Origin of the sequence: uncultured Planktosalinus sp., assembly GCF_963973675.1 — a bacterium.
Taxonomy (GTDB): Bacteria; Bacteroidota; Bacteroidia; order Flavobacteriales; family Flavobacteriaceae; genus Planktosalinus.
In genome coordinates this window covers 1-2,042 of sequence record NZ_CAXBAN010000423.1, presented here as the reverse complement: position 1 = coordinate 2,042, position 2,042 = coordinate 1, and the positions used below count along the sequence as shown (strand labels likewise).

The 2,042-nt window shown below is 34.4% G+C and carries 3 protein-coding genes; 1 reads left to right on the top strand and 2 read right to left on the bottom strand.

Annotated elements, in window-relative coordinates:
* Positions 1-19: 19 nt before the first annotated feature.
* On the top strand, positions 20-544 hold the full coding sequence (locus tag AACY61_RS12915) for a hypothetical protein (RefSeq protein ID WP_339611993.1): 525 nt from the start codon (positions 20-22) through the stop codon (positions 542-544).
* Positions 545-548: 4 nt separating this feature from the next.
* Here the strand turns inward: AACY61_RS12915 and AACY61_RS12910 are convergent, their stop codons facing one another.
* Together AACY61_RS12910 and mnmD are read right to left on the bottom strand one after the other, a co-directional pair.
* Entirely contained in the window at positions 549-1,454 is a 906-nt protein-coding gene (locus tag AACY61_RS12910; RefSeq protein WP_339611992.1) for a patatin-like phospholipase family protein, read from the bottom strand.
* A 27-nt stretch (positions 1,455-1,481) separates the two neighbouring features.
* A partial coding sequence (mnmD, locus tag AACY61_RS12905; RefSeq protein ID WP_339611991.1) for a tRNA (5-methylaminomethyl-2-thiouridine)(34)-methyltransferase MnmD occupies positions 1,482-2,042 on the bottom strand: 561 nt, incomplete at its 5' end.

Here is a 2,042-nt window from a genome sequence, read left to right as displayed (position 1 = left end):
ATTCTAACAAGCAATTTATTTGGAGGACTTTAGTTTAGTTTTAAATTATGTTGCTTACTTGCTTCCTGCTATTGTAGTAGGAGTAGTTGCTTACTATTTTTTTAAAGGTCATACAAGCAATGAAGAAGGTCGAAGAAGGTATCTTTTGCAAAAAGAGTCACAAAAAGAGATGTTACCATTAAGACTCCAAGCCTATGAGCGTTTTACATTATTTCTTGAACGTATAGCTCCAAATAAATTGCTTGTTAGAATTGCTCCGCATTCTGAAGATGTTGATGTTTATGAAAAGATGCTTATCAGCAATATAGAACAAGAATTTGAACACAACATCGCTCAGCAAATTTACGTAACCAATGATTGCTGGAACATGGTCAATGCTGCTAAAAATGCTACTATCCAAATCATTAGAAAAACAGCTATGAATGAAAAAGTAGATAGCGCCTCAAAATTAAGGGAGACAATTATTCAGCATTTTATGGACGAAGTTTCACCTTCACAAAAGGCATTACTTTACCTTAAACAGGAAGTTGGGGAATTGATTTAAGAAATTAAGGAATGTAATCGATCTTACTTGAAGCAACTCTGTTTGCCGCTGCATCAAAGCCTCTTTGCCACCAGCTTGACATCAATTTTTTATCAAATATTAGGGAATTTTCAGTAAGTTTTGTCGGTGTGTAGTAAAGGTTTAATTCTACATCTCGGGCCAAAGCAGCTAATTTTCCTTCTGCAATATTATGATACTCAATTTGATCAACCACAAAGCCAAATAAATTAACCATTAGTGAAAAAGGATTTTTTCCCAAAACAATGTTGTGCTCCATATTTTCGGCCTCAAGTATAATGGAATCAACTTCTTTAGCTCCTTTTCTTATTGCTTCCCGAATGGGGGAAACGGCACCAAAACCACCGTCTGCATATTCACAATCGTCTTTGGTCACAAGCGACATAAAAGGGATGTAGTTAGCACTGATCCACATCCAATCACAAAAATCCTCATAACCACAACTCTTGAGTGACTTATACTCCACTTTATTCTTAGTGAGGTTTGAAACTGTCACAATAACTTCTTTGTCTGAATTTTTAAGAACTTCAAACTCTTCTTTTGTAAAATTTCGCTGAATGTTTCTTCTGAGGTTTTTGCTTTCTCCAAATGTGCGTTTATTTCTTAATAATTGCCACAATACATTCCAATGTTTGATGGCCACATACTCGCGATTCCCTTTTTTCTTAATGATAAAAGGATTGATATTAAAAATATCTTTGGGTGTAACATTGGTATAAATCAATTTGAGTTTTTCAACTTTGCCTAAAGCTAAGTGAGGAAGTAATAAACTACCTGTTGAAGTACCGATGAAAAGATTGTAATCTTTATGCTGATTTTTGACAAGATGGTGTGCAACCCCACCTGCATAAGCCCCTTTACTTCCTCCTCCTGAAATCACCAGTGCTTTCATAAATAAAGAGTTTTGATTAGTTTAAAATTATTTTTTTACTGCCCTCAACATTTCTCGTTTACCAGGGGGACCGGGTAATTTTTCAACTTGAAATCCCACGTTTTGCATTGCTCGTCTTACACTCCCCTTTGCTGAATAAGTAACTAAAACTCCATTTTTTTTTAAAGCTGCAAACATGCTGCTGAATATTTTCTCAGTCCAAAGTTCAGGTTGTACCCGGGCCCCAAATGCATCAAAATATATTAAATCAAATCGATTTACATCACGAATATCTTTAAAATTCTGATTTCTTTTTTTAAGATGGAAGCCCTCTGAAACCAATACCCTTTCTTCCCAGTTTATTTTATGCATCCTATCAAAAAGAGCTCTGTCAACATTTAATTTCTGAGCAAAATTACATTGTTGAATTTCTTCAAATGCAACCGGGTATTTTTCCACACCCTCATACTCAACAATTAAATTATTGGATGTTGCCTCCAAATATGTTAAAAAAGCATTGAGACCTGTACCAAATCCTAGTTCCAGAATACAAATAATTTTGTAATCGTAAAAAAGTTGTAAACCGATTTGATTTAATATATTTTGATG

Coding starts and splice junctions, on each gene's coding strand:
- AACY61_RS12910 (WP_339611992.1), bottom strand. CDS start 1,454: ATGAAAGCACTGGTGATTTCAGGAGGAGGAAGTAAAGGGGCTTATGCA.